Origin of the sequence: Rhodococcus sp. NPDC060090, from assembly GCF_042729855.1 — a bacterium.
In the GTDB taxonomy this organism is placed as follows: Bacteria; Actinomycetota; Actinomycetes; order Mycobacteriales; family Mycobacteriaceae; genus Rhodococcus.
Map to the genome: position 1 here is coordinate 22,428 of NZ_JBHWXB010000004.1, position 24,406 is coordinate 46,833.

General features: G+C 65.8%; 28 protein-coding genes and 1 tRNA gene. 10 read left to right on the plus strand and 19 right to left on the minus strand.

Translation table 11 applies throughout. The features are described from left to right. Positions 1-167 precede the first annotated feature (167 nt). A complete protein-coding gene (locus tag ACFWCF_RS06570) occupies positions 168-1,568 on the minus strand; it encodes an alanine/glycine:cation symporter family protein (RefSeq protein WP_378558735.1) in 1,401 nt (466 codons plus the stop codon). A 78-nt stretch (positions 1,569-1,646) separates the two neighbouring features. Continuing rightward, positions 1,647-2,513 carry a 16S rRNA (cytidine(1402)-2'-O)-methyltransferase gene (rsmI, locus tag ACFWCF_RS06575; RefSeq protein WP_378558738.1) on the minus strand — a complete coding sequence of 289 codons (867 nt, stop codon included), beginning with the start codon at positions 2,511-2,513 and terminating at the stop codon, positions 1,647-1,649. A gap of 23 nt (positions 2,514-2,536) precedes the next feature. Between rsmI and ACFWCF_RS06580 the strand changes: the two genes are divergently transcribed. After that, positions 2,537-4,090: a dolichyl-phosphate-mannose--protein mannosyltransferase gene (locus tag ACFWCF_RS06580; RefSeq protein ID WP_378558740.1), complete on the plus strand. Its 1,554-nt coding sequence runs from the start codon at positions 2,537-2,539 to the stop codon at positions 4,088-4,090. Between the two features lie 9 nt (positions 4,091-4,099). Here the strand turns inward: ACFWCF_RS06580 and ACFWCF_RS06585 are convergent, their stop codons facing one another. The 6 genes from ACFWCF_RS06585 to mscL (ACFWCF_RS06610) form a co-directional block, all read right to left on the minus strand. After that, complete coding sequence (locus ACFWCF_RS06585; RefSeq protein ID WP_378491928.1) at positions 4,100-4,873, minus strand: hypothetical protein; 774 nt, start codon at positions 4,871-4,873, stop codon at positions 4,100-4,102. A gap of 173 nt (positions 4,874-5,046) precedes the next feature. After that, positions 5,047-6,372: a class I SAM-dependent methyltransferase gene (locus tag ACFWCF_RS06590; protein ID WP_378558743.1), complete on the minus strand. Its 1,326-nt coding sequence runs from the start codon at positions 6,370-6,372 to the stop codon at positions 5,047-5,049. Beyond that, positions 6,369-6,860, minus strand: coding sequence for a hypothetical protein (locus tag ACFWCF_RS06595; protein ID WP_378558745.1), 492 nt, complete (start codon positions 6,858-6,860; stop codon positions 6,369-6,371). Before ACFWCF_RS06595 ends, ACFWCF_RS06590 begins: the two co-directional genes overlap by 4 nt. A gap of 8 nt (positions 6,861-6,868) precedes the next feature. Then, positions 6,869-8,473 carry a BCCT family transporter gene (locus tag ACFWCF_RS06600; RefSeq protein WP_378558748.1) on the minus strand — a complete coding sequence of 535 codons (1,605 nt, stop codon included), beginning with the start codon at positions 8,471-8,473 and terminating at the stop codon, positions 6,869-6,871. A 118-nt stretch (positions 8,474-8,591) separates the two neighbouring features. Beyond that, complete coding sequence (locus tag ACFWCF_RS06605; RefSeq protein WP_378491924.1) at positions 8,592-8,951, minus strand: GntR family transcriptional regulator; 360 nt, start codon at positions 8,949-8,951, stop codon at positions 8,592-8,594. 97 nt (positions 8,952-9,048) lie between these two features. After that, on the minus strand, positions 9,049-9,492 hold the full coding sequence (mscL, locus tag ACFWCF_RS06610; protein ID WP_378491923.1) for a large conductance mechanosensitive channel protein MscL: 444 nt from the start codon (positions 9,490-9,492) through the stop codon (positions 9,049-9,051). A gap of 127 nt (positions 9,493-9,619) precedes the next feature. Here mscL (ACFWCF_RS06610) and arsC point away from each other — a divergent pair, with 127 nt between their 5' ends. Continuing rightward, a complete protein-coding gene (gene arsC / locus ACFWCF_RS06615; protein ID WP_378491922.1) occupies positions 9,620-9,967 on the plus strand; it encodes an arsenate reductase (glutaredoxin) in 348 nt (115 codons plus the stop codon). A gap of 5 nt (positions 9,968-9,972) precedes the next feature. Here the strand turns inward: arsC and ACFWCF_RS06620 are convergent, their stop codons facing one another. Next, on the minus strand, positions 9,973-11,184 hold the full coding sequence (locus ACFWCF_RS06620; RefSeq protein ID WP_378558751.1) for an arginine deiminase: 1,212 nt from the start codon (positions 11,182-11,184) through the stop codon (positions 9,973-9,975). 70 nt (positions 11,185-11,254) lie between these two features. Between ACFWCF_RS06620 and ACFWCF_RS06625 the strand changes: the two genes are divergently transcribed. Further along, on the plus strand, positions 11,255-11,722 hold the full coding sequence (locus ACFWCF_RS06625) for an FABP family protein (RefSeq protein WP_378558753.1): 468 nt from the start codon (positions 11,255-11,257) through the stop codon (positions 11,720-11,722). A 76-nt stretch (positions 11,723-11,798) separates the two neighbouring features. Here ACFWCF_RS06625 and ACFWCF_RS06630 read toward each other — a convergent pair whose 3' ends face one another. From ACFWCF_RS06630 to ACFWCF_RS06645, 4 genes are all read right to left on the minus strand, one after another. Further along, a complete protein-coding gene (locus tag ACFWCF_RS06630; protein WP_378558756.1) occupies positions 11,799-12,659 on the minus strand; it encodes an SDR family oxidoreductase in 861 nt (286 codons plus the stop codon). A 46-nt stretch (positions 12,660-12,705) separates the two neighbouring features. Next, entirely contained in the window at positions 12,706-12,849 is a 144-nt protein-coding gene (locus tag ACFWCF_RS06635) for a hypothetical protein (RefSeq protein WP_378558759.1), read from the minus strand. Positions 12,850-12,950: 101 nt separating this feature from the next. Beyond that, positions 12,951-13,595 carry a response regulator gene (locus tag ACFWCF_RS06640; protein WP_378558761.1) on the minus strand — a complete coding sequence of 215 codons (645 nt, stop codon included), beginning with the start codon at positions 13,593-13,595 and terminating at the stop codon, positions 12,951-12,953. After that, positions 13,592-14,695 (minus strand): sensor histidine kinase, encoded by a 1,104-nt coding sequence (locus ACFWCF_RS06645; protein ID WP_378558764.1) that lies wholly within the window; start codon positions 14,693-14,695, stop codon positions 13,592-13,594. Before ACFWCF_RS06645 ends, ACFWCF_RS06640 begins: the two co-directional genes overlap by 4 nt. 112 nt (positions 14,696-14,807) lie before the next feature. Between ACFWCF_RS06645 and ACFWCF_RS06650 the strand changes: the two genes are divergently transcribed. The 3 genes from ACFWCF_RS06650 to ACFWCF_RS06660 are packed head-to-tail and all read left to right on the plus strand — an operon-like array spanning position 14,808 to position 16,925. After that, positions 14,808-15,548 carry an ABC transporter ATP-binding protein gene (locus tag ACFWCF_RS06650; RefSeq protein WP_378558767.1) on the plus strand — a complete coding sequence of 247 codons (741 nt, stop codon included), beginning with the start codon at positions 14,808-14,810 and terminating at the stop codon, positions 15,546-15,548. Continuing rightward, positions 15,545-16,312: an ABC transporter permease gene (locus ACFWCF_RS06655; protein WP_378558770.1), complete on the plus strand. Its 768-nt coding sequence runs from the start codon at positions 15,545-15,547 to the stop codon at positions 16,310-16,312. Before ACFWCF_RS06650 ends, ACFWCF_RS06655 begins: the two co-directional genes overlap by 4 nt. A 4-nt stretch (positions 16,313-16,316) precedes the next feature. Then, entirely contained in the window at positions 16,317-16,925 is a 609-nt protein-coding gene (locus tag ACFWCF_RS06660; protein WP_378558773.1) for a DUF998 domain-containing protein, read from the plus strand. Positions 16,926-17,064: 139 nt separating this feature from the next. On the opposite strand, the gene ACFWCF_RS06665 is transcribed toward ACFWCF_RS06660, so the two are convergent. From ACFWCF_RS06665 to ACFWCF_RS06685, 5 genes are all read right to left on the minus strand, one after another. Then, positions 17,065-17,140: transfer RNA gene (locus ACFWCF_RS06665), tRNA-Ala, on the minus strand. A 150-nt stretch (positions 17,141-17,290) separates the two neighbouring features. After that, the gene (gene glpR / locus ACFWCF_RS06670) at positions 17,291-18,151 is read right to left on the minus strand and encodes a gephyrin-like molybdotransferase receptor GlpR (protein WP_378558776.1); all 861 of its coding nucleotides are present in this window, start codon (positions 18,149-18,151) and stop codon (positions 17,291-17,293) included. A gap of 254 nt (positions 18,152-18,405) precedes the next feature. Further along, positions 18,406-19,041 carry a GNAT family N-acetyltransferase gene (locus tag ACFWCF_RS06675; protein WP_378558779.1) on the minus strand — a complete coding sequence of 212 codons (636 nt, stop codon included), beginning with the start codon at positions 19,039-19,041 and terminating at the stop codon, positions 18,406-18,408. After that, positions 19,038-20,300, minus strand: coding sequence for a gephyrin-like molybdotransferase Glp (glp, locus tag ACFWCF_RS06680; RefSeq protein WP_378558782.1), 1,263 nt, complete (start codon positions 20,298-20,300; stop codon positions 19,038-19,040). Before glp ends, ACFWCF_RS06675 begins: the two co-directional genes overlap by 4 nt. Positions 20,301-20,363: 63 nt before the next feature. Further along, positions 20,364-21,275, minus strand: a complete 912-nt coding sequence (locus ACFWCF_RS06685) for a UTP--glucose-1-phosphate uridylyltransferase (protein ID WP_378558785.1) — start codon at positions 21,273-21,275, stop codon at positions 20,364-20,366. Positions 21,276-21,335: 60 nt separating this feature from the next. Here ACFWCF_RS06685 and ACFWCF_RS06690 point away from each other — a divergent pair, with 60 nt between their 5' ends. The 4 genes from ACFWCF_RS06690 to mscL (ACFWCF_RS06705) all read left to right on the plus strand — a co-directional run bounded on the left by ACFWCF_RS06690 (position 21,336) and on the right by mscL (ACFWCF_RS06705) (position 23,651). Next, positions 21,336-21,938 carry a 5-formyltetrahydrofolate cyclo-ligase gene (locus ACFWCF_RS06690; protein ID WP_378558787.1) on the plus strand — a complete coding sequence of 201 codons (603 nt, stop codon included), beginning with the start codon at positions 21,336-21,338 and terminating at the stop codon, positions 21,936-21,938. 61 nt (positions 21,939-21,999) lie between these two features. Next, positions 22,000-22,287 (plus strand): FmdB family zinc ribbon protein, encoded by a 288-nt coding sequence (locus tag ACFWCF_RS06695; RefSeq protein ID WP_378558790.1) that lies wholly within the window; start codon positions 22,000-22,002, stop codon positions 22,285-22,287. 110 nt (positions 22,288-22,397) lie between these two features. Continuing rightward, a complete protein-coding gene (locus tag ACFWCF_RS06700) occupies positions 22,398-23,096 on the plus strand; it encodes an SAF domain-containing protein (RefSeq protein WP_378558792.1) in 699 nt (232 codons plus the stop codon). A gap of 120 nt (positions 23,097-23,216) precedes the next feature. Continuing rightward, positions 23,217-23,651, plus strand: coding sequence for a large-conductance mechanosensitive channel protein MscL (mscL, locus tag ACFWCF_RS06705; protein ID WP_378558795.1), 435 nt, complete (start codon positions 23,217-23,219; stop codon positions 23,649-23,651). 101 nt (positions 23,652-23,752) lie between these two features. Here mscL (ACFWCF_RS06705) and ACFWCF_RS06710 read toward each other — a convergent pair whose 3' ends face one another. Next, a complete protein-coding gene (locus ACFWCF_RS06710) occupies positions 23,753-24,385 on the minus strand; it encodes an MspA family porin (protein WP_378558798.1) in 633 nt (210 codons plus the stop codon). Between the last annotated feature and the right edge of the window lie 21 nt (positions 24,386-24,406).

Below are 24,406 nucleotides of genomic sequence, written 5' to 3' on the forward strand. Positions count from 1 at the left end.
CTGCCACTTTGGCGGGGGGCCTACCCTATTGTAAGTTATCGTGGGTTTTTCCTTTGGGGGGGGGGGGGCGCCCTTTTCGGGCACGGCGCGGCCGGCCCGATCATCGATCGTCCGGCCGTCGCTCTTCTGTCCGGCACCGTGCTTCTCATCGGCACCGTGTGTTCCGGTTACGCCTTGTCCGGTTCGCGGGCTGCCGGCGGTTCTCCCAACAGATACGGGTCTCGGTCGAGGTACGCCTTCGTCTCCCGCGCGATCATGCCGGACAGTATGACAAGGCCGATGAGGTTCGGCAGCGCCATCAGACCGTTCATCACGTCCGAGAAGTTCCACACCACTTCGAGCTCCGTGGTCGCGCCGATGAACACGACGAGCACGAAGATCGCGCGATACGGCACCACACCGCCGCGGCCGACCAGACGTTCGACGCAGCGCTCGCCGTAGTACGACCATCCGAGGATCGTCGAGAAGGCGAAGAACACCACGGAGATCGCCACGATCCAGCTGCCCCACTCGCCGCCCAGGCCGTCCGAGAATGCGGTGGAGGTCATCGCGGCGCCCTGCTCACCCGACGTCCACGCGCCGGTGGTGATGATGACCATGCCGGTGAAGGTGACGACGATGATGGTGTCGATGAACGTCTGGGTCATCGACACCAGGCCCTGACGGACGGGGTGCGTCGTCCGGGCTGCTGCAGCCGCGATCGCGGCACTGCCCATGCCCGACTCGTTGGAGAAGATGCCGCGCGCGACGCCGTACCGCATCGCGGCCATGAACACCGATCCGATGAAGCCGCCGGTCGCGGCGGTGCCGGTGAACGCGTCGGTGAACACGAGACCGAGGGCGGACGGAATCTCACCGAAGTTGACGGCGAGCACGAGAATGCCCGCCCCGACGTACAGGACGATCATGGCAGGCACGAACCCTGCCGTGACCCGGCCGATGGACTTGATTCCCCCCAGCAGCACGGCGCCCGCGAGCACCATCATGACGGCGCCGCTCATCCACGTCGGCACCCCGAACGTGCCGTCGAGTTGTGTCGCGACAGTGTTGGCCTGGGTCATGTTACCGATACCGAAGCTTGCGAGCACCGCGAACACCGCGAACACCAGGCTCAGTACAAGTCCGAACTTGTTCGGGATCGCCCGGGCCAGGTAGTACTGCGGCCCGCCGCTCATCTCACCCTTCGCATCGGTCTTGCGGTACTTGACCCCGAGGAACGCTTCCGAATACTTGCTCGCCATTCCGACCAGGCCGGTCACCCACATCCAGAACAGCGCGCCGGGACCGCCGAGATAGATGGCCGTCGCGACACCGGCGATGTTGCCGACGCCCACGGTGGCGGCCAGCGCGGTGGTCAACGCCTGGTACTGGGAGATGTCGCCTACTGAGGCGCCGGGGTCGTTGCGGGTGATCAGTCCCAGCTTCAGCGCGGGCCCCAGCTTGCGGAACTGCAGTCCGCGGAGCCGGATGGTCAGGAGCAGGCCGGTGCCGAGGAGTAGGGGGATCAGCAGGAACGGGCCCCACACCACCCCTGCCACCTCGACCAGGAAATCGTTGACAGCGTCCATACACTTCTCCTGCTCGTCGACCGTTGAGGTGGATCCGATGGAGGGAAAGTGTAGGCCCGGGGTGCGGTCGTACAGAGATCAGACGCGCCGAGCCACCAACACCGCGTCGTACAGTTCTTTCTTCGACACACCGGTCCCCGCGACGTGAGCGCATGCGTCCTTGAGTCGCATGCCATCCGCAACCAGTTCTTCGACATCGTCGACGAGATCGGCGGGGTCACTGCTGCGCGGCGCTGCACCTTCGAGCACGACGGTGATCTCACCCCGCACCCCGCCTGCTGCCCATTCCGCGAGTTCGGCAAGGGTTCCGCGCTTGACTTCCTCGTAGGTCTTCGTCAGCTCGCGACACACCGCGGCGCGGCGTTCCCCGCCGAGGACCTCCACGGCGTCGGCGAGGCACGCGGCCAGCCGGTGCGGCGCTTCGAAGAACACGGCGGCGCGGGGCTCGGTCGCGAGTGTTGCCAGCCAGGTGCGGCGCTGGCCTTGCTTTCGCGGAGGAAATCCGTCGAAGCAGAACCGCTCGACGGGTAGGCCCGACAATGCGAGCGCAGTGGTCACAGCGGAAGGACCCGGCAGGCACGTCACGGGCAGATCCGCCTCGACGCATGCCGAGACCAACCGATACCCGGGATCGCTCACCGACGGCATGCCCGCGTCGGTGACGAGCAACACCGTGCGGCCGCCTTCGATGTCGGCGATCAGCGCGGGCGCCCGCGACACCTCCACCTGATCGTAGAAACTCACGATGCGGCCCGTGATGGTCACGCCGAGTGCAGAGGCGAGAGACCGGGTGCGGCGGGTGTCCTCGGCGGCGACGACGTCGGCGGTGGCCAGCGCGTCGCGGAGTCGTTGGGAGGCGTCGCCGACATCGCCCATCGGTGTGGCGGCCAGCACGAGCCGACCCTGTCCCGGATTCGCGTGTTGTCCCGGATTCTCTGCCTGCATGCGGTTCAGCCTACGATCGGATTGTGATCGCGACGGACCTGCGCCCTTTCGAGGCCCCGCACCGTCGCCTCTTGAGCCCCGCTCCGCAGGTGCCACCACCGCAGTCCGGTCCGACCGATCGGGCGCGCGGCTGGATCGTCACGGCGTTCGTCACTGCTCTTGCCGCCATCACGCGTTTCACGATGCTGAATTATCCGACGGACGCCAAGACTCCGGTGTTCGACGAGAAGCATTACGTCCCTCAGGGCTGGCAGGTCCTCACCGGCGGTGGGATCGAGGACAACCCCGGCTATGGGCTGGTGGTGCACCCGCCCGTAGGTAAGCAACTCATCGCGGTGGGCGAGGCACTGTTCGGTTACAACGGCTGGGGTTGGCGGTTCTCGTCGGCCGTCGCGGGTGTCGTCCTGGTGCTGTTGGTGGTGCGCATCGTGCGGCGGATCACGCATTCGACGATGCTCGGTGCCGTCGCCGGGCTGCTCCTCATCGTCGACGGAGTCACGTTCGTGACGTCGCGTATGGGCATGCTCGATATCTTCCAATCGGTGTTCGTCGTCGCCGCGTTCGGCGCTCTGATCGTCGACCGCGACGAGATCCGACGACGCATGGCCCGCGTGTACGCCGAGGGTCGCATCGGCGAATCGCGGTGGGGGCCTCGACTCGGGGTCCGGTGGTGGCGTTTCGGAGCCGGGGTGCTGCTGGGTCTGGCGGCGGGCACGAAGTGGTCGGGGTTGTACTTCATCGCGTTCTTCGGCCTGATGTCGGTGGCATTCGACCTCGCTGCGCGCCGCGCCTACGGTGTGCAGCGTCCGTGGATCGGCACTGCGCTTCGCGACATCGGTCCCGCGTTGTACGCGCTGGTGGTGATCCCGATCGGCGTCTACCTCGCGACGTTCTGGGCGTGGTTCGCCAGCGAGACGGGTGTATACCGGCACGCCGTCGGTAATCAGATCGGCCAGGACGGTGCCTTCTCGTTCGTCCCCGACGCCCTGCGGTCGCTGTGGTACTACAGCGCGAGTGTCCTGCAATTCCATTCGGGCCTGACCAACTCGGCGGGCAACATCCACCCGTGGGAATCGAAGCCGTGGACGTGGCCGATGGGGTTGCGTCCGATGCTGTACTACTTCGCGGACGGCCAGAAGATCGAGGGCTGCGGAGCAGACGAGTGCGTCAAAGCCGTGATGCTCATCGGCACTCCAGCGCTGTGGTGGGTGTCGCTGCCCGTCCTCGTCTGGGGGCTGTGGCAGATGCTCGTGCGCCGCGACTGGCGTTGGGCGGCCGTGCTCACCGGGTACGGGGCGGGCATTCTGCCGTGGCTCGTGAGCCTCGATCGGCAGATGTACTACTTCTACGCGGTTCCCCTCGCGCCGTTCCTCGTCATGGGGATCACGCTGGTTCTCGGTGAGGTGCTGGGACAGCGTCACGCGGCGCCGGAAAGGCGAACCACCGGTCTGCTCGTGGTGTGCCTCTACGTGGGTCTGGTGGTCGCGAACTTCGTGTGGTTGTGGCCGATCCTGACCGGCCTGCCCATCACGGTGGCGGACTGGCACAACCAGCTGTGGTTGCCCAGCTGGCGTTGATGCGCCTGTTCAGTTGGGTTCGTCGAACACTGTCGGCTCGTCGGACAGGGCGGACTCCGCATCGATGTCGCCGGTGTACCGCTCTCCGTCGAAGCGCTGTGCGAATCCGGTGTCGACGCTGCCGAGCAGCACCCTCAGGGCCCCGAAGAGGTCGATGAGGTGCCGGGGCACGAACGGGTCGCCCATCACATCGATCGTCGCCACGAGCCGGTCTTCGACGAGAAGGAGTTTGATGTGTGGCCATACGCGGTTGAGCTCGAGCAATTCTTCGGCTGCCTGCGCACGCCCGGTGATGCCGTGCAGCAGGGGCGCCCACAGCTGGATGGTGCGGGCGATGTCGTCGACCACGACGAACACGGCCTGTGAGTCGACGATGACGACGTAGTCGCCGTCGGCGTCGATGGGGATGGGTCGGCCGAACTGCAGTTTCAGTGCCTGCGCGACACGGGAGCGCAGTGTGCGGGGATCGTCGGGTTCGTCGCGGCGCAGGAAGGTGGGGTGCAGAACGCCGTGCGTCCTGCGTAGTGCCGAGACGACGCGCTGCGCGATTTCATCGGCTCGACGTGCGGGGATGATATTCGAGCCTGCGCCCATCATCTCGACCTCGATGCGCCGCGAATCGAGCGCGACGAGCTTCACGAGGGTGACGTATTCACCTGCGGATTCGGCCGCGAGTTCGATCTGCTCGCCCTTCCCGAGCGTCGCGATCCGTGCGGCCAGCCGAGTGCGGAAACGGTTCCAGCCCCGTTCCAGAATTCCGTCGAAGCGGTCTGTGTGGGCCATCCGTGACTCCCCTCTCGCGGTGCAACAGCGGGCTGCGGTCACGCTACTGCCGGGTGCCGACAAACCCTGTCAGGCGCACCGATCTCTGATCGCCATGACACCGATCTCTGATCGCCATGACACCGATCTCTGATCGCCATGACACCGATCTGCGATGGCGAGATCACCGAGGATTAACGGTCCGAGAGCCATTCGTGGCGGGTTCGTGGCATTCCGCTCGCACCTCCTGAGGTGGGACGCACCGCGAGCACCTGGTGGATCGTCAACCGCCCGGGCTCTTCGAATCCGAGCGCGCTCGCCGAGAGGTACAGCAACCAGGTTCGGGCACGTTCGGCGCCGACGAGTGCCACCGCGTCGTCCCATCCTTCGTGCAGATTCGCCACCCACGCTCGGAGGGTCAGCGCATAGTGTTCGCGCAGCGCCTCGGAGTCGCGGACTTCGAGTCCGGCGCGTTCGAATGCGTCGAGCGTCCGGCTCAGCGGCAGTATCTCCCCGTCCGGGAAGACGTAGCGGTCGATGAACGTCGCGGGTCGACTGCGGGAAAATGTCGAGGGTCGACTGCGGGGCTCGGGGCGGTACACCACCGAGGCGATGGCGTGATTGAGTAACCGCCCACCGGGGACGAGCAGTTCGTGCAGGTGGCGCGCATATTCGGGGAGTCTTGCGGCCCCGACGTGTTCGGACATTCCGATGCTCGAGATCGCGTCGAACGGGTTCTCGTCTATGTCGCGGTAGTCCTGCAACCGGATTTCGATGCGATCCGACATGCCTGCCTCGGCGATTCGGGCTCGCGCGAAGTCTCGTTGTTCGGCGCTGAGGGTGACGCCGAGGACGTCGACGCCGTAGTGCTGCGCGGCGTGCAGCGCCATCGACCCCCATCCGCACCCGACGTCGAGCAGTCGCATTCCCGGTTCGAGTCCGAGTTTGCGGCAGACCAGATCGAGCTTGTCGTGCTGGGCGTCCTGAAGACCGGCGGTGCCGGTGTCGGGTCGGGACCAATAGCCACACGAGTACACCATCGACGGGCCGAGAAACAGCCTGTAGAAATCGTTTCCGACGTCGTAGTGGTGCGAGACGGCCTGCGCGTCGCGTCGCTTGCTGTGGAGGGCTCCTCGCCGGCGAGGGATTTCGACCGACGGTGGTCGCGGCGGTGGCCCGATTATGCCGAGCGCGGCGAACTTCCGGGCCAGGCGCGCAAGTTCACCTGGCGATGTGTTGCTCAGGGTTCGGGTGCCGAGTGCGTCGACGAGGTCCGGGAGTGCGAGAACGGCATAGAGATCGCCGTCGATCACGAGGTCGCCGCTGACGTAGGCGCGGGTCAGGCCAAGTTCATTGGGTGCCCACAGCACGTGGCGCAGTGCCCGGCGGTTGCGGAATTCGACGCGGACCTCAGAGTCGGAGGGTCCGGCTTCCGACCCGTCCCAGCATCGCACGTGGACCGGAAGCGGCACCCGCAGGAACTCTTCGAAGGCGGTCAGGAGATCGCGTGCGGCGCTCATCCTTTCACCATTGCACAGAGCCCGATGACGCACCGGCCTTCGAGTATGTCGACGATCGCGAGTCCTGCATGCGAGAGTGTCGTGCTGATCCGCATGGACAGTGACCCGGCCGAATCGTCCTCTCCCGGTGAGTCGAACACCCACAGTTGTCCGGCGGGCAAGAGCAGCTCGGGGATACCGGCGAGCCGCGACACGTCGCTGTCGCGGAACTCCGGTATCCCGAAGGCGCAGACGAGGTCGGAGGCGCCGGCCGCGCCGGCCAGGTTGTCACCGGCCGCGCCGGCCAGGTTGTCACCGGCCGCGTCGGCCAGGTTGTCACCGGCCGCATCGGCCAGGTTGTCACCGGCCGCATCGGCCAGGTTCTCACTGACGCGGACCTCGACGTCGGGGCCGACGCGGGCCGCGAATGCACCGGCCTCGGTACCGGATCCGATCACGAGGACACTGCATCCCGGCTGCGGATCGGTCACCTCGATCGCGAATGCCACGCACTCCCTCACTCGATGCGTTTGAGCAGTCGTCGTCGCCGGCCGCCGGTGATCAGCGGATCTCGCCTCAGGTCGCGGTACAGCGACACGCACAGCCCGATCATCACGATGACGAACGGTGCTGCCGCGATGATCGTCATCGTCTGGAGCGCGTTGAGGGCCTCGGAGCCGCCCGTCCACAGCAGGAGCGCTGCGACACCACCGGTGAGACCGCCCCAGAACACGACGACGCCACGACTCGGCGTAAGTGTTCCCCGCTGGGTGAGGCTACCCATCACCATGGATGCTGCGTCGGCACCGGAGACGAAGAAGATCGATACGAGAACCATCACGACCACTGTGGAAATACCCACGAGGGGCAGGTTGTCGAGCATTCCGAACAGCTGCTCTTCGACGGTGTCCGCGCCTGCGATGTCGAATCCCTCTTCCTGCTGCTGGATCCCGGCGCCGCCGAAGACGGAGAACCACAACAGGCTCACGAAGCTCGGCACGATCATCACGCCGACGACGAACTCCCGGATCGTTCGGCCGCGGCTGATCCGCGCGAGGAACATCCCGACGAAGGGCGCCCACGAGATCCACCATGCCCAGTAGAAGATCGTCCAGCTGGAGAGCCATTCACCTGCTCCCGGACCCGAGGCTGCCGTGCGAGCAGACATCCTGGCGAGATCTGCTGCGTACGCGCCGAGAGTCGTGGGAATGAGGTTGAGGATGAAGATGGTGGGGCCGAGAACGAACACGAACAGCGCGAGGACGGCTGCCAGCACCATGTTGATGTTCGAGAGCCACTGGATACCTTTCGCGACTCCCGATACAGCGGACGCCACGAAGGCGAGGGTGAGGATCGCGACGATCGCCACGAGTAGGCCGACCCCGGCGGTCTCGAGCCATCCGGTGACCTCGAAACCCGAGCCGATCTGCAGGGCCCCGAGACCGAGCGAGGCGGCCGTACCGAACAAGGTCGCGTACAGGGCGAGGATGTCGATCAGCTTGCCGATCGGACCTTCCGAACGGCGGCCGATGAGAGGGATGAATGCGGCGCTCACCAGCTGCTTCCGGCCTTTTCGGAAGGTGCCGTAGGCGATGGCCAGACCGACGACCGCGTAGATCGCCCACGGGTGCAGGCTCCAATGGAACATTGTGGTTGCCATCGCCACGCCGGTTCCGCCTACGGTGCCGGGCGGTGGCGATGCGTAGTGCGACACCGGCTCGGAGACACCGAAGAACATCAGTCCGATGCCCATCCCGGCGCTGAACATCATCGCGATCCAGCTGACGGTGCGGAACTCGGGTACCTCGTCGTCCTTGCCGAGCGGAATATTCCCGTACTTACTCACCGCGATCCACAGCACGAAGATGACGAACGCGGTCGCGGCGATCACGAACAGCCAGCCCATCTCGATGACGATCCAGTCGAGGACGGATCCGGTCACGGAGGTGAAGTTGTCGGAAGCCGCCAGGCCCCACACCACGATGGCGACGACGAGGGCCGCAGATATGCCGAAGACGACGACGTCGGTGCGCGCGCGCGGTGGATCTGTCGGTGGAGTCTCCGGGGGCCCGGCCGCTACAGGTACTTCTGCAGCGTCGGTCCGGTCGTCAGGCACAGTCATGTGTCCCAACTTGCCTCCGTCGCCTGGATATTGTGCCGCTTTCGCAGAACTCGGTCGAGGCGAGTGCACATTTTTCCTGTGCGTTGGCAAAATTGTGATCTCGACGATATTCGATCGTTCAGGCGCGCAGCGCTACCTCGACGAATTCGGTGATTTCCTCGTCGGACATTCCCAGCACACGCACCGATGCGACGTACTCGATCGTCGCCTGCTGCGCCAGCGAACGCGTGGGGTCTCCCGAGTCCGCGATGAAGGTTCCGGCTCTCCCCCGTGTCTCGAGGACACCGAGTTGCTCGAGTTCCCGATACGTCTTCGCCACCGTGTTCGGCGCGATCCCGAGGGTCTCGGCCATTCCGCGCACGGTGGGCAGTTTGGTTCCTGCGATCAACTCCCCATCCCGGACGAGCTCCACGATTCGCCGTCGAAGTTGCTCGAACGGTGGGACGGACGAATCCGAATCGATCACGATATCGAGCATTATTGCAGGCTAGCAGCGTCTCGCAGAGGTTTCGACCGGAAGAGAAACGGCGGCCCAGCGTTGCGCGGGACCGCCGTTCGATCGAGCAACCGCGTGGTCAGACCCGAGCCTTGTCGCTGTGGCGACCGTCGGTGTCGTCGTCGACCGTGTTGTAGCTGCCCGTCTCGAGCAGATCGCGGATCTGGATGAGCAAGTCGGTCTCGCTCAGCGGCTCGTCCTCCGGTTCCTTGTCCGGGGCGAAGCGCGCCTTGGCGGCGTTGACCGGCACGATCAGCACGAAGTACACGACCGCGGCGATGATCATGAAGTTGATCAGGGCCGAGACCACAGCACCGAGGTTGATGAAGGTCGCCGCATTGTCGGGGAGGATCTGGAACCCCCAACCCATCTCGTTCTCGCCACCGACCACTGCGACGAGCGGATTGATGATGTTGTCGGTGAACGCGGTGACGATCGCGGTGAAGGCCGCGCCCACCACCACGGCAACTGCAAGTTCGATGACGTTCCCGCGCAGCAGGAAATCCTTGAAACCTTTGAGCATATCCCCGGGCCTTTCACGGAGGAACCACGTTGATGCAGACGGATTGACCCTGGAATGTTAAAGGGCCCGGTGGCCGCGTTCAACAGAGACAATTCCGGCGGTCCCACCGGCAGGGCACAATCGAGACATGGCACACACCGCAACGATTTATCACAATCCTCGCTGCAGCACGTCCCGCAACACCCTCGCGCTCCTGCGCGAGGAGGGCCTCGAACCGACGATCGTGAAGTACCTCGACACGCCACCGTCGCGCGACGGCCTGCGCAAACTCCTCGACGATGCGGGCCTGAGGCCCAGCGAAGCGATCCGTAAGAAGGAAGCCGTCTACAAGGAACTGAACCTCGCCGACGCATCCGAGGACGAACTGCTCGTCGCGATGGTCGAGAACCCGATCCTCATCGAACGTCCCCTCGTCGTCACCGACAAGGGGACGGTGCTCGCGCGACCGGTCGACAAGGTTCGCGACATTCTCTGACGCCTCTACAGTGCCGCCCGCGCCAACGGGCACGACATGCATCGCGGACCGCCGCGGCCGGAGCCCAACTCCGACCCGGCGATCCGCAGCACCTCGATTCCTGAATCTTCGAGCCGCGTGTTGGTTTCGACATTGCGCTCGTACGCAACCACCACCCCCGGTGCGACCGCGAGGGTGTTGTTGCCGTCGTCCCACTGTTCGCGTTCCGCCACAACGGAATCGAGACCGGTATCGATCACCCGGAGCTTCTCGATCCCCATCGAGTCGGCCGCCGCGGCGAGGAACGGCCGGGGTCCGGATATCCGGGCACGGCCGTCCTCACGCCGAATCGTGAACGCCTCCAACGTGTCGCGGATGGCGGGATACATCACAACCGCGTCGACATCGACCATGGTGCAGACCGTGTCGAGATGCATCGACGCACGTCGCTGTTCGATGGGCACCGCGAGCACCGTGTGCGCGAGATCGTCCTCGAACACACTGCGCGCCAGCGCTTCTGCACCGGCCGGACTGGTCCGCTCCCCCACTCCCACAGCGATCACGCCGGGCGCGAGGAGCAACACATCGCCACCTTCGACGGGTGCCGTGTGCGACTCGTATGCGCGTCGCACCCCGAGGAACTTCGGGTGGAACGCATAGATGAGATCGGTCAGGTTGGTTTCGCGTCGCCGCGCCGGGAGCGCCAGGGTCGAGATCGCCACGCGCGAGCCCACCCAGAACGACGAATCCCGAGTGAAGAGCAGGTTCGGGAGCGGATCGATCACGAAATCGGGGCCGTGATGCATCAGCCGCACGAGCGACGGCGCCGCGCCCATCCCGGCCGCGGGCAGTTCGTCGAAGGTCATCCCACCGATGAGGATTCGCGCGAGTTCAGGAGCGGGCACAGCGCGCAGGTGACCGGAGAGTTCCTGCGCAAGCGCATGTCCGAGTCTGCGCGGGTCGACGGCCGACGTAATGCTCTGCACCCGCGCCGCACCGCTGACCTCGAGTGTCTCGGTCAGCAGATCTGCGAGCAGGTAGACCTCGACACCGCGACTGCGCAGCACCTCGGCGAACGCATCGTGCTCCTCCTGTGCCCGCGCCACCCACGGCAACGCGTCGAACAACAACTGATCGCTGTTCCGGGGCGTGAGCCGTTCGAGTTCCGCGCCGGGCCGATGCAACATCACGGAGGTGAGGGCGCCCACCTCGGAATCGACACCCCACTGCTGGTTCATGCGACAACGGTAGCCGTCTGCGCGAGGATGGTGGGAGTGCACGCGCAGCCCACTCGCGAGGAGTTCCACCATGACCGAAAACGATCCGCTCGGCGAGCTCGCCCCGTTCGCGGGTCGCTGGGTGGGAGGCGGCGACGGCCACTACCCGACCATCGACGACTTCTCGTACGACGAGACGATCGAGTTCGCGTCGATCCCCGGAAAACCGTTCCTGATGTACATCAGCCGGACCCGTCACCGCACCGAGGCCCGGCCGCTCCACACCGAGAACGGGTACCTCCGGAACAGTGGTCACGACATCGAGCTACTCGTGTCGCAGCCGACGGGATTCGTCGAGATCCAGCGAGGCCGGCTCAGCCACGGTGTTCTCGACCTGGTCACCGTCGTGCTCGAACGCTCCCCCGACGCAAAGCCGGTGCACGAACTGAAGCGCCGATTCGTTCTCGACGGCGACACCCTCACCTACGACATGTGGATGGCGCACGCCGACACCCCCCTCACCCACCACCTGCGCGCGCAACTCCACCGAGACTCGTGATCACGCTTCCCGCGGGCTTGTCCGCTTCCCGCGGGCACAATTGCAGCAGCGGGAAACAACTACGCACGCGGGAGGATCAGCTGCCGGTGCGGGTGGTGCGGAGAACCTTGCGGAAGTAGTCGTTGGCGCCCTGCATGACGAGGTTGTAGGGCGGCGCGAACTTTCGGGCCCACCAGAAACCGAACCGGGTGTCGAACGACGTGTACACCATGAACCGGTTCTTCTTGATACCCACGAGGATGCGGTCGGCCACCTTGTCCGGTGAGGCCGCGTGCTTCACGAAACGGCCGGTGAGCTTGCGGACCGCGGGCGCATCTCGGTCGACGCCGATGATCTGCACCGTGTCGACCAGCGGAGTCGCCACCGCACCCGGCACCACGAGCGAGACACCGATCTTGTCGCGTTTGAGGTCGAATCGGAGCACCTCCGACACACCCCGCAGCCCGAACTTGCTGGCGCTGTATGCCGAGTGCCAGGGAAGGGCGAGCAGTCCCGCGGCCGACGACACGTTGACGATGTGCCCGCCGCGTCGCGTCGCCATCATCTGCGGCACGAAGTTCTCGATGACGTGGATCGGCCCCATCAGATTGACGTCGACCATGAGTTTCCAGTGCTTGTGTTCGAGCCGGTCGACGGTGCCCCACACCGACACCCCCGCAACGTTCGCCACGATGTCGACCGACTCGCACAGTTCGTGGACCTCGTGTGCGAACGCGGTGACGGCGTCGTAATCGGAGATGTCGAACGCAGCGGAATGCAGCACCGTCCCCCCGCGGTTGCGGACAGCCGTCACGACGTCGTCGAGGCCGTCCGGGTGGAGGTCGGTCAGGACGAGTTCGGCGCCTTCGTCGGCCGCAGCGAAAGCGAGAGCCCGGCCGATTCCACTGGCCGCGCCCGTGACGAGAAACCTCGTGCCGCGCAGATCCTTGATCGCCATGGCGACACCCTAACCGCCAGAGCACTCCGGAAAGCGCAACCTGCCCTCAAAGCCTCTCCGACATCTCCTTCTGGTAGTCGAGAATGGTCCGTTCCATCATTGCGGCGTCGTCCTCACGGCTCTCGTTGCGCGCAAGGTCCGCGCGTTCACGCAGCACCCGAATCGCGCGCCGCAATTCGTCGTCACTCATCCTGTGGTCCATGTCACATAGTGTGCCGGGTTCTCCGGATCCGCGCCATCGTCTCGTGTGACGGTTGCACGGTCGAGACAGTGCTCACAGGCAGGGGAACGTCAGCGTAGGACACCTTCGTGGAGTGCCCGCAACACCGCGTTGGTGCGGTCGCGGGCACCGAACTTCAGCAGAATCGACGAGACGTGGTTCTTCACCGTGCCTTCGGCGAGGAACAAGGCCTCGGAGATCCGGCGATTGCTGAATCCCTCGGCCATCAGGCGGAGCACCTCGAGTTCCCGGTCGGTGAGATCCTGTGCCCGCGAGACTTCCGCCCCCGGCGACGACGGTCCGGACCGGATAGCCCGGAGCAGCCGGTCGGTGATCGACGGCGCGATGAGAGTGCCGCCGTCGGCCAGAGTGCGCACCGCGTGCGTCAACTGCTCCAGAGTGACGTCCTTCAGCAGATAGCCGCGCGCGCCTGCGCGAAGCGCGGCGAGAACGAGTGCATCGTCGTCGAAGGTGGTGAGCACCAGCACGGGTACCGCGATGTCCTGCTCACGCAACCGGTCGAGTGTCCAGATGCCGTCGTATCCGGGCATTCTCAGGTCCAGCAGCACCACGTCGGGATCCGTCGAGGATATGACGTCGAGGGCCACCCTGCCATCGTCGGCTTCACCGATCACGTCGATCTCGGCGATCTCCAGAAGACTCCGGATCCCCTGGCGCACGAGGGTCTGATCGTCGACCACCACGACACTGGTCATGAGGAAGGTACCCACGCGGTGACCCGGAAGCCGCAGGTCCCATCGAACGAGACACTTCCACCGAGCGCCTCGAAACGCTCCGCAAGACCTCGCAGACCGTTACCGACGGTCAGCTTCCGCGCGCCGGCACCATCGTCCACCGCGGACAGGACGGCACCGCCGCGCTCCGACGACACCTCGATCCACAGTGTGCGGGCACCGGCGTGGCGGAGGGCGTTGGTGACGAGCTCCTGCACCGCACGCACGAATGCAGCGGCCTGATCTTCACCGACGTCCACGTCGGGAGCGACATCGATCTGCACCTCGAGCCCCGGCAGATCACACGCCACCTGGGTCAATGCGGCGGCCAGGTTCAGAGGTTCGACCCGCAGCTCACCCACCGTGGACCGCACGTCGGCGAGCAACTCCCGCGCGACACCGTTCGCCCGCTCGACATGCTCACGCGCCTGCTCGCCATCCCGGTGACGCGCCGTTTCGAGTTCGAGAGCCAGAACGGTGAGCTGATGACCGATGAGGTCGTGCAGGTCGCGAGAGATCCGCAGTCGTTCCGCGGTGCGCGCCGACTCCGACAGCAGGACGCTCGCCGCTTGTAGTTCGACATGGGCCTCCGTCAGCTCCCGCCGCATTCGCTGTTCCCTCAGGAGCGACACCGAACTGAACAGCGTCGCCAGCTGGATGAGGAGATAGAAACCGCTGGTGAGGATCGTCGCGCCCGTATCTCCGCTCTGCTGGGCCGTGGCCCACGCGATGACAAAGGTATTGAGTGCCACCACGCACAGACCGACACGTACAGGCACGATGTAGACGCTCACCGCGGCGACGATGACCAGCAGCACCGGCAGCAGGCCCATACCCGGCGCTGTCGACACCACGGCCCAGGCCGTCACGACCGCCACCGCCCACGACACTGCACCGACCGTCGAAGGCCGTTCTGTCGCAGCGGCGACGAAAAGGGCCACGAGCAGGGCGCCGAACAGCACGATCCATAGAGCGCGCGGAATCTCGGGCTGCGCGGCCCCGAACAGCACCGGGCCACCCACCACGACCGAGACGACGAGCATCGCCACGCCCGACAGCCCCTCTGGTGTCCATCGATGCACGTCACCACTCTAAGCCGCACCACCGGCACCGGGCGGGTGCCGAAAGTCATGGTCGGCATTCCTGACATCCGGCACGCGCGACCACCCACGCTCGGCTCCTAACGTCGGCGTCATGGACACCAGCGCCCCACAGGCGATCGTTGCCGAACACCTCCACAAGCGGTACCGCGACAAGGTCGCGGTCGACGACATGAGCTTCACACTCGGGATCGGCGAGACACTCGGCATCGTCGGCGCGAACGGCGCGGGGAAGACCACCACCGTCGAGATGGTTGCGGGGCTTCGAAAACCGGACGGTGGACGGGTGCGTGTCCTCGGCCTCGACCCGGACCGTGACCGCTCCCGCCTCCGTCAGGTGCTGGGTGTTCAGCTGCAACAGTCCACACTGCACGGGTCGCTGACCGTCGCCGAACTCGTCGGCCTGTATCGCACGTTCTATCCGAATCCCGTTCCTGCCGGCGAACTTCTGGAGATGGTCGGTCTCACCGAACAACGTGATGTCCGATTCGAGAAGCTCTCCGGCGGGCAACAGCAGCGGTTGTCGATCGCGCTCGCTCTCGTCGGGCGGCCACGTGTGGTCATCCTCGACGAACTGACCACCGGCCTCGATCCCCGCGCGCGGCGACAGATGTGGAAGACCATCGAGCGGCTGCGCGGCGACGACGTCGCAGTTCTGCTGGTCAGCCACGCGATGGAAGAGGTCGAGCACCTCTGCGACCGTGTGGCGCTGCTCGATGCGGGAAACATCGTCGCGCTGGACACCCCGTCCGGCCTCGTCGTACGAGCGGCGGCGGAGAACCTCGACGATGCGTTCGTCGCACTCACCGGACGTGAACTGGAGGAGACGGAATGAGCACCGCGGTCGAAACCCACCGTCCAGGACCCGCTGCCTGGCTCACGCTGACCGTGTGCGAGGCGAAGATGGTCGCACGCGACACCGCCGGCCTCGTCGTTCCGATCGGCCTTCCCCTGCTGATCCTGGTGATGAGCGCCTCGTCGGCGAGCACCGAAGAAGTGGCGAACGGACGCTCGGTGCTGGACGTATTCGTGCTGCCGTTGGTGTTCACGATCATCACCGCCACGATCGGTGTCATCAATATGCCGAGCTTCCTCGCGTACTACCGGCGCACGGGAATTCTGCGACGACTGTCGGTGACTCCCGCGTCCCCCGCGATGGTCCTGGTGGCCCAGGTCGTGGTCAGCGTGCTGCAGACCCTCGTCGGGCTCACCGCAGCTCTCGTCGTGGCCACTGTCTTCTTCGACGCCCGCCTGCCCGTGAATCTCGGCACCGCTCTCGGTGTGTTCGCACTGTCGATGGCGGCGATGTACGCCGTGGGGATGATCGTCGCGGCAGTGTCCCCGACCCCGAACTCCGCCGTGGCGATCGGGCTCGTCGCGTTCTTCGCACTGGGTGCGACCGGTGGCTTGTTCGGTAGCCGTGATGCCCTTCCCGGCCCTGTGGCGACGGTCGGCGAATGGTTGCCGTTCGGCGCTTCGGTCGAGGCGATGTCTGCCGCCTGGGCAGGAAACCCCGCCGACCCTGCGCACTTCGTCGCACTCTGCGTGACGATCGTGGTCGGTGTCGTGGTCGCGGCTGCACTCTTCCGATGGGAGTGATCCTGTGACGATCATCGGCTCTGTCGCACTCGTCGTGTTCGTCGTCGTCTTTCTCGTCGACGGGTGGACCCGCCCCGGTTGTCACCCTGTGCGCCAACCGGTCAGCGCACTCGCGCTGGGCCGCCGAGGCCGGGTCCAAGCGACCAACTTCGTCGTGTGCGGTTCGGCAGTGACGATCGGGGCAGTCGGTGTCGCCGATGCCTTCGGCAGCGTGCTTCTCGCGGTCGCGATCGGGGTATTCGGATTGTCGCTCGTGGTCTCGGGCCTCTTCCCGATGGACGCCATGCGCGGATACCCGCCGGGCACGCCGGACGAGACCCCGACGGAGTACTCGCGCCGGCACACCATCCACGACCAGGCGGGTGCGGTCGTCTTCACTTCGCTTCCCGCGGCGGCGATCATCGCAGTCTTCACCGTGCCCGGCGCGGGATGGGCGTGGTTCTCCGGTCTGACCGCTGCCGCGCTGACCGCCGGTTTCGTCGTGTTCGGGCAGTCGTGGGAGAACGATTCCCGCTACGCCGGCCTCATCCAGCGGGCAGTGATCACAGTCGGCTGGGCGTGGCTCGCCCTGCTGTTCGTCCACGCAGCGCACTCACCCGTACCCGCCACATAAAGGCTGCGAGTGGTCATGGGTGCACAAGAATTCCCGTACACCCATCACCATTGCGCGCACTTATAGCGCTGCGAGCTCACCCTCCGGTGCTGGGCAGACGACAAAGGCACGATCTCACGTGGAGATCGTGCCTGTGAAGTGGTGGAGCTGAGGGGAATCGAACCCCTGACCTCTTCGATGCGAACGAAGCGCGCTACCAACTGCGCCACAGCCCCGAAAGTCCATACGGACCAACTCGAAAAACCTTAGCAAACCGACCCCGCGAACACGAAATCCGGCTATCTCAGCAGGTCACAGGGCCAAGCAGCAGAAAACCCGCACCGTGTGATGCGGGCTTTCCGAGGTCGTAGATCGCACGCTTCCGGTCATGCACCGGAAGCGTGCCGGACCGGGAAGTCGTCAGGTTCGTCGTAGCCCGGGTCGACGTAGTCCGGGTCGCCGTAGCCTGGGTACTCGTACTCGTCGTCGAACCGGTCGAGGTGCTCGAACTCGGGATCTTCGTCGTCGAGCTCGAGAACCACTGCCCCCGGACGGCGCAGCCGCGAGGGAACTTCGCCGTGGTCGCCGTCGCCGCGCACATGCACTCCGGTCGCCGCCGACCGCTGCAGTCGTGCCATTCGACGCCGACGAATGTCTTGCTCGAGCCGAACCTGGCGACGCAGATAGAACAGGTAGCCGACCAGACCGGCCGTCACCAGACCACACACCCACCACATCGCCGACGAGAGGATCATGGCCAGCGCCGCGGTCATGATGGCGCCGATGAGCAGACCCAGGACGGCGCGCTGCCGGAAGTCGTATCGCTCGGCCGACGCAACGGCGTCTGCCTGCGGATCGAATCCTCCTCGGCCGCGTCGACGCGGAACGCTCTGACGAGCCGGCGGGCCGTCGACCTCGTACTGATACTCGTCGGAGTTCTCTGGTGCAGCGCCGTCGAGGTCGCTGAGTTCGAGTTCGGTGTCGAGCCTGTCGTCTGTCTGAGTGTTCATACGAGCCTCCGCATGGCGGTGCGTGTGATCACGACTCGGACGCCAGTTCGGATCAGTGCGGTGACCGGCCGCGGGCCCACGGGGAGCCTTCGGCTTCTGGTCACCGCGATGCAGAACCCGTGTTGCGAGTGCGGCGTCGGTCGTCTGACGGATACGAGGACGCTTCGTGACCAGCATGGGAACCAGGACGAACAACCACACGGCAACTAGCCCGATCCACAGGAGTGAGTTCGGCATTCCGGCGGCCCTCCTCCCAGTTGTCGCCTACCAGTCCGTCGACGCCACTGACCGTTCCCAGGTTAACGGCATCACCACTCTTATCCCTACAGAAACGCCGACTCAGACGGCTACAGCCGTCACACGAGTCACGCGAAACCATGTGACACACTCTTCACTCTAGTCACACAGATATATATTCGCGGTGGGGATTGTTACTTATGTTGTACGTAACTTGCGTTACACATGCAGCTGTTCACCGCTGAGTTGGGGGCTCAGGACCAGGTCGCGCGACCGCTACGCACCAACCGGTCCGCCACCGAACCCGGAACTTCCTCCGCCGTCATCGCAACGAGAAGATGATCACGAAAACGTCCGTGCACATCGAGGTACCGCTGCAACAGTCCCTCTTCACGGAATCCGACGTTGCGCAGCACGGCGCGGCTGGGTTCGTTCTCGGGACGCACTGTCGCCTCGACGCGGTGCAGCCCGAGGGGACCGAAGCAGTGATCGAGCCCGAGGGCAAGGGCTGCCGTCGCCACTCCGAGGCCGTTGACTTCCTTCTCCACCCAGTAGCCGATCCAGGCCGACCGCAGCGCACCGCGCACGATGTTGCCCACCGTGATCTGACCGCAGTACCGCCCGTCGAGCTCGATCGCCATAGGCACCATCAGCCCCTTACGGGCCTCCACACGCAGACTCCGATACAGGCCGGGCCACACGGAGATGTGGTGCCGCACCTCCCACGGGGATTCACCCGTCGGCTCCCACGGCTCGAGATGATCCCGATCGCGCGTACGCAGCCGGCTCCACGCGGCGGCGTCCCTCAGACGCACCGACCGCACCGTCACAAGCCCACCCGAGACCCGAAGCGGCCCCAGATCGGCCGGCCACCCGGGGTGACGACTCATCCACGCTGCCCCAGGAACGACACATCCACCGGGTCGCCCGTGCGAATCTCGGACACGTCCGGCGGAACCAGGACAAGGCAATTTGCTTCTGCGAGCGTCGCGAGCAGGTGCGACGACCCGCCCGCGGCACCACCGAGCGCCTGCACGAGATAGTCGCCCGTCTCCTCGTCGCGCATGAGCTGCCCGCGCAGGAAACCCTTGCGACCGGGAATCGACGTGATCGGGGCGACCGTGCGAGCGGTGACGATCCGTCGCATCGGCTGCCGACGTCCCAGCGCGATCCGGATGAGCGGGCGCACCATCACCTCGAACACGACGAGCGAACTGACCGGATTCGACGGAAGCAGGAAAGTGGGCACCTCGTCGCGTCCGAGCTGACCGAATCCCTGCACGGATCCCGGATGCATGGCCACCCGCTCGACCTCGAGTGTCCCGAGGTCGGTCAGGGCCTCACGGACGTCATCGAGCGCACCGCCACCGACAGCACCCGCGATCACGACGATCTCCGAGCGGATCAGCTGGCCCTCGACCACCTCGCGCAGCCGCTTCGGTTCGGTGCTCGCGATCCCGACCCGATTGACGTCGGCGCCGGCGTCGCGCGCGGCCGCGGCCAGCGCATAGGAATTCACGTCGTAGACCTGCCCCGGCCCGGGCGTGCGGTCGATGTCGACGAGTTCGCCACCGACCGAGATCACCGACAGTCGCGGTCGCGGGTGCACGAGGACCTTGGCGCGGCCGACGGCCGCGAGAAGACCCACCTGCGCGGCACCGATGATCGCGCCCGCGCGCACTGCCACGTCGCCGGGCTGCACATCGTCGCCGGTACGGCGGACGTATTCGCCCGACCGGACCGCTTCGAGCACCTTGATCCGAACATCGCCGCCGTCGGTGCTCTCGAGCGGGAGTACCGCGTCGGCGAGTGTCGGCAACGGCGCACCCGTGTCGACGCGCACGGCCTGTCGTGGCTGCAACCGGATCGGCTGGCGCGAGCCCGCACGAACTTCGCCGACGACCGGCAACGTCACCTCGGTGCGCTCCTCGCCGGACTCCGGGTCCGGTCGCGCGCCCACCGCCTGTACATCGACGCTGCGCACCGCATAGCCGTCGATCGCCGCCTGGTCGAATCCGGGCAACGGCCGCTCGGTCACCACTTCTTCTGCGCAGAGCAGGCCTTGTGCCTCGGAGATCGCCACCCGGACAGGCCTGGGTGCCACGGCTGCCGCCGTCACCCTGGTCTGCTGATCCTCAACCGACCGCATACCGCTACTCGTCCTCCAGCCCGCGCTACCCAGCGTCACCGTTCACAGATCACCCGTTCGACATCACCGTTCGAGACGTTCGACCAGCCACTCACGAAGCGAGGGACCGTACTCCTCGGTGTTCAACGCAGAGTCAACCGCAGCGCGGAGGTAGCCGCCGGGATTTCCGAGGTCGTGTCGGGTGCCGCGGTGAACCACGACGTGCACGGGATGGCCTTCGGAGATCAACAGGGCGATCGCATCGGTCAGTTGGAGTTCTCCGCCCGCACCCGGCTCGATGCGACGCAGCGCATCGAAGATCGCACGATCGAGCAGGTACCGGCCGGCTGCAGCGAAGGTCGACGGCGCATCTTCGATGGCCGGCTTCTCCACCATGCCGAGCACCTTGAGCACGTCGGGGTTGGCGGCGTCGGGCACGACCTCGACGTCGAAGACGCCGTAGGCACTCACCTGCTCCTTCGGCACGTCGATAGCGCACAGCACCGAACCACCGCGCTTGCTGCGCACCTTCTGCATGGTTTCGAGGACGCCGACGGGTAGCACGAGGTCGTCGGGCAGGAGCACCGCGATCGCGTCCTCGTCGCCGTCCAGCGCGTCCTCGGCGCAGGACACGGCGTGGCCGAGGCCGAGCGGCTGCGCCTGGATCACCGAGTCCACCTCGAGGATGCCCGACGACTTGCGCACCTTCGCGAGGAGTTCGTACTTACCCTTCTCCTCGAGCTTGGACTCCAGGACGAGATCTTCGACGAAGTGCGCGACCACGCCGTCCTTACCGGGTGAGGTGACGATCAGCAGACGCTCGGCGCCCGATTCGGCCGCCTCGCCCGCCACCAGCTCGATCCCCGGCGTGTCGACCACGGGAAGCAGTTCCTTCGGCACGGTCTTGGTGGCCGGGAGGAAGCGCGTGCCCATACCTGCCGCCGGCACGACCGCGGTTCTGAAATGCCGCGCGACCTCGGTCGAATTGTTCGTCATAAGCTCCAACCCTAACTTTTGCCGGCGAAGTGATGGCTTGGTGATCCTAAGGTGACGAATATGCATCCCCCGACCAAGGCCGATTGGCGTACCAAGGTCCTCGATGGGCGGCGCACGCTCGACACCGAACGGCGCCGTAGCGAGAATGCCGCTTTGGCCACGTTAGCCGCAACGCTCGTTCCCGCGGACGTGACGGTGTGCGCGTATGTTCCCGTCGGCTCCGAGCCCGGCGCGATCTCCATGCTCGACGCACTGATCGATGCGGGCGCCGAGGTGCTCGTGCCGATCACCCGGCCGGACACACCGCTGTGCTGGGCGCATTTCCTCGGCGCCGACTCACTGGCCGCGGCAGGCTTCGGGCTGCACGAACCCACCGGCGACGTACTGCCGTCCGAGACGGTGGGTCTGGCACACACCATTCTCGTGCCCGCCCTCGCGGTGGACCGGCGAGGCGTACGGCTGGGCCGCGGCGCAGGCTTCTACGACCGCATCCTCCACTTGGCCGCGCGAGATGCGCGGATCGTCGCAGTGGTGCGTGACGACGAAGTCGTCGACGAACTACCCGAGGAGCCGCACGACGTTCGGATGGGATGGGCACTCACGCCGGGATCAGGGCTGGTCCGCCTCGACTCCGGCGGGCGTGCGGAACAACACAGTCCGTAGATTTGTTGGCACTGTCGGTTGTAGAGTGCTAAAGCCGAACTTATACGCGGAGGAGTCCCCGGTGCCTACTTATTCATATGCCTGCACGGCGTGCGACAACAAGTTCGACATCGTGCAGTCGTTCAGCGACGAGTCGTTGACCGCATGCCCGCAGTGCACCGGCAAGCTTCGTAAGCTTTTCAACTCGGTCGGCATCGTCTTCAAGGGCAGCGGCTTCTACCGCACTGATTCGCGCAGCGGTGGTACCTCGAGCGAATCCGCGACTCCCGCGAAGACCGAGACCAAGTCCGATTCGGCGCCCGCCGCGGCGTCCACGTCGTCGACCTCGACCGCCGCAGCCGCCAGCTGACCCGTCCGACTCCCCCGGAGTTGTCCACAGGCACCTTGTTCATCCACAGGTTGCCCGAATTCGCCGGTTTCTCAGGTCCGGCGGGCCGATCCGAACCCTAGATTCGGAGCATGCCCGCCGGACCTGTGCTGTTTCGCCACCGTTCCCCACGACCCGCGTCGTCGCTGGAGCTGAGCCTTCCCGACCGCATCCGTACCCTTCTGCGCCCCGGCTGGGCCCGCTCCGTGGCCGTCAGACGTATCGTTGCGGCGCTCCTCGTCGCCCTGGCCGCACTTCTCGCGCTCAGAGACGATCCTGCCTCTGAACGGACCGCCGTGGTGGTTGCCGCGCGCGATCTGACTCCGGGGGTCTCGCTCACCGCCGAGGACGTCGAGTTCGCGGATCGCGACACTTCGGCCCTCGCGGCAGGAACCCTCACCGATCTCGCCCACGTCGTGGGCCACACCCTCGCCGGCCCGGTGCCTGCCGGTGAAGCGCTCGTCGACACGAGGATCCTCGGGCCGCGTCTCGCCGCTGCCGCGGTGGGCACCGACAATGCGCGCGTCGTCCCCATCCGGCTTGCCGACGCAGGAGTCGGCCGGTTGCTGCGCGAAGGAGACAGAGTCGACGTCCTGACCGTGACGGGCGAGTCCGACGCGGCGATGCCCGATGCACATGTGCTTGCCCGTGGCGCCGTGGTGGTACTCGCTCAACACGAGGAAGCGTCCGACCAGCGCGAACGCGTGATTCTCGTGGCACTCGAGCCGGAACAGGCCACCGCGGTGGCTGCGGCGTCGCTTGTAAGCGCATTGACCGTGACGCTCCACTGAGCCCACACGGCAGACCCGATCGGATTATCGTCCCTCTATCGGCATGTGATGCAGAGCACAACGCATCGCAGACGCGCCGATGCCGCGTCCACGCGGTCCAGCCGAAAGGGAGAGCACCGCATGTTGAAAGGCTTCAAGGACTTTCTACTGAGAGGCAATGTCCTCGATCTTGCCGTCGCGGTAGTGATCGGCACCGCCTTCACCGCCATCGTCACCGCCTTCACCGAGTACATCATCGAGCCGCTCATCGCCGCGCTCGGCGGCGAGAACGAGATGGGGTGGGGCTTCCAGCTCATCGCCGACAACCCGTCGACGTTCATCAACATCGGCGCCGTGATCTCCGCGGCCATCAACTTCATCATCATCGCGGCGGTCGTGTATTTCGTGCTGATCGTGCCTGCCAACGCCGCGAAGAAGCGCTTCGTCACCGAGGAGTCCGACGAGAAGGCCAGCGCCGAGGACCTGCTCATCCAGATCCGCGACATCCTCGAAACTCAGGCCTCACAACCGGGCCAGGGTGGCGCGCACGCCAAACCCGCGCCCGACCAACTCTGACCGCGAACGGGAGTCCCTTCGCCGGTGCGTGAAAAAGCTGGGCCCGCTCGCAGTGCGAGCGGGCCCAGCTTGTGAAACTTCGGCGTGCGCCGGACGTCTACTTAGACGGTCCAGGCCTGACCGTAGGTGGTGACGTTGTCGCCGTTCGCGGTGATCGCGCGGACGAACGGACGCACCTGGACAGCGCCGAGCACGCCGGAGGCGGTGCCGTGGACGTTGGAGAACTGAACGGTCTTGAAGTCGCCGTCGAACTCGCCCTCGGCGACGACGAGCTCCTCGATGCCCGGAGCCGGGGTCAGCTCGAGCTCGGCGTATGCCTGCGGGAGGATGTCGGTGACCTTGGCGCTGGGCTTGTCCGACAGCGACAGCTCGAGCTGCGGAGTGGAGTAGGTGACGCCGATGGCGCCGTCGATGCTGCCGGCCCATGCGAACTGGTAGCCGAACTGCATGGTGGTGCCGGCCTCGTCCGCTGCACCCTCACCGAGGAGGTTCACGGTGCCGCGGCCGTTGTGGAAGAACTCGCGGTTGAACGGGCTGCCACCGAGCGCCGGGACACCCTGGATGAAGGTGTCTTCCTGCGTCACGACGACCTCGAGGCCGTCGGAGACGATGCGGTTCTGGTCATTGACCTCGGCCGAAGCGGCACCCGAAGCACCGACGACCATGCCGAGGACTGCGGCACCGGCCAGGACGCTGTTGCGTGCGGCCTTGAAGCCACGCGACTTGATTCCCATGATTACTCCGTACTAGGTGGT

Bases quoted from the DNA above. Each gene is read 5' to 3' on its own strand.
- ACFWCF_RS06630 (WP_378558756.1), bottom strand. From the start codon at position 12,659: ATGGCGATCAAGGATCTGCGCGGCACGAGGTTTCTCGTCACGGGCGCG.
- ACFWCF_RS06675 (WP_378558779.1), bottom strand. From the start codon at position 19,041: ATGAGTCGTCACCCCGGGTGGCCGGCCGATCTGGGGCCGCTTCGGGTC.
- ACFWCF_RS06625 (WP_378558753.1), top strand. From the start codon at position 11,255: ATGACCGAAAACGATCCGCTCGGCGAGCTCGCCCCGTTCGCGGGTCGC.
- ACFWCF_RS06710 (WP_378558798.1), bottom strand. From the start codon at position 24,385: ATGGGAATCAAGTCGCGTGGCTTCAAGGCCGCACGCAACAGCGTCCTG.
- ACFWCF_RS06570 (WP_378558735.1), bottom strand. From the start codon at position 1,568: ATGGACGCTGTCAACGATTTCCTGGTCGAGGTGGCAGGGGTGGTGTGG.
- rsmI (WP_378558738.1), bottom strand. From the start codon at position 2,513: ATGCAGGCAGAGAATCCGGGACAACACGCGAATCCGGGACAGGGTCGG.
- glpR (WP_378558776.1), bottom strand. From the start codon at position 18,151: ATGCCGAACTCACTCCTGTGGATCGGGCTAGTTGCCGTGTGGTTGTTC.
- ACFWCF_RS06585 (WP_378491928.1), bottom strand. From the start codon at position 4,873: ATGGCCCACACAGACCGCTTCGACGGAATTCTGGAACGGGGCTGGAAC.
- mscL (WP_378558795.1), top strand. From the start codon at position 23,217: ATGTTGAAAGGCTTCAAGGACTTTCTACTGAGAGGCAATGTCCTCGAT.
- ACFWCF_RS06700 (WP_378558792.1), top strand. From the start codon at position 22,398: ATGCCCGCCGGACCTGTGCTGTTTCGCCACCGTTCCCCACGACCCGCG.
- ACFWCF_RS06650 (WP_378558767.1), top strand. From the start codon at position 14,808: ATGGACACCAGCGCCCCACAGGCGATCGTTGCCGAACACCTCCACAAG.
- glp (WP_378558782.1), bottom strand. From the start codon at position 20,300: ATGCGGTCGGTTGAGGATCAGCAGACCAGGGTGACGGCGGCAGCCGTG.
- mscL (WP_378491923.1), bottom strand. From the start codon at position 9,492: ATGCTCAAAGGTTTCAAGGATTTCCTGCTGCGCGGGAACGTCATCGAA.
- arsC (WP_378491922.1), top strand. From the start codon at position 9,620: ATGGCACACACCGCAACGATTTATCACAATCCTCGCTGCAGCACGTCC.
- ACFWCF_RS06685 (WP_378558785.1), bottom strand. From the start codon at position 21,275: ATGACGAACAATTCGACCGAGGTCGCGCGGCATTTCAGAACCGCGGTC.
- ACFWCF_RS06590 (WP_378558743.1), bottom strand. From the start codon at position 6,372: ATGAGCGCCGCACGCGATCTCCTGACCGCCTTCGAAGAGTTCCTGCGG.
- ACFWCF_RS06655 (WP_378558770.1), top strand. From the start codon at position 15,545: ATGAGCACCGCGGTCGAAACCCACCGTCCAGGACCCGCTGCCTGGCTC.
- ACFWCF_RS06635 (WP_378558759.1), bottom strand. From the start codon at position 12,849: ATGAGTGACGACGAATTGCGGCGCGCGATTCGGGTGCTGCGTGAACGC.
- ACFWCF_RS06600 (WP_378558748.1), bottom strand. From the start codon at position 8,473: ATGACTGTGCCTGACGACCGGACCGACGCTGCAGAAGTACCTGTAGCG.
- ACFWCF_RS06620 (WP_378558751.1), bottom strand. From the start codon at position 11,184: ATGAACCAGCAGTGGGGTGTCGATTCCGAGGTGGGCGCCCTCACCTCC.
- ACFWCF_RS06605 (WP_378491924.1), bottom strand. From the start codon at position 8,951: ATGCTCGATATCGTGATCGATTCGGATTCGTCCGTCCCACCGTTCGAG.
- ACFWCF_RS06640 (WP_378558761.1), bottom strand. From the start codon at position 13,595: ATGACCAGTGTCGTGGTGGTCGACGATCAGACCCTCGTGCGCCAGGGG.
- ACFWCF_RS06690 (WP_378558787.1), top strand. From the start codon at position 21,336: ATGCATCCCCCGACCAAGGCCGATTGGCGTACCAAGGTCCTCGATGGG.